Here is a 426-nt window from a genome sequence, read left to right on the forward strand (position 1 = left end):
GTTCAATAATCGCTGTTTTTCGAACGGTCCGGTCTTCTTCCCAAAGGAAAATCTCCTTTAACATTTCCGCCGGTAGATGACGAGTATGTTCTGCTTGTACCTCATATCTCTTTTTGGGGGTCTCCTTCGTACTGCGATGAACGCGGTTGTCGTACGCCTCCAGCCAAGAACGCAAGTAGTCATTTAATTGTTTTAATGTCGTGAGCTTTCCTTGATTAATTAACAAATTCGCTTCTCCGGTAAAACTACTATCAACAAATTGGAAAAATTTTTCAATTTTTCCTTTTGATTCCGGTGAATATGGCTTGGCATGAATGAGTTTCGTTCCCATTCTTGCGCACATAATTTGAAACTGTTTGGCACTATACACTGAGCCATTATCGCAGAAAAAGAGGTTAGGAACACCATATGTTAATACAGCCTTTT

General features: G+C 40.1%; 1 protein-coding gene. It reads right to left on the reverse strand.

All coding sequences use genetic code 11. The features are described from left to right. Window positions 1–426, reverse strand: a 426-nt coding sequence (locus RYX56_RS21270) for a TnsB C-terminal domain-containing protein (protein ID WP_500660602.1), incomplete at both ends; no start/stop codon positions are given.

Origin of the sequence: Alkalihalophilus lindianensis (genome assembly GCF_032843265.1) — a bacterium.
Classification (GTDB): domain Bacteria; phylum Bacillota; class Bacilli; order Bacillales; family Bacillaceae_D; genus Alkalihalophilus; species Alkalihalophilus lindianensis.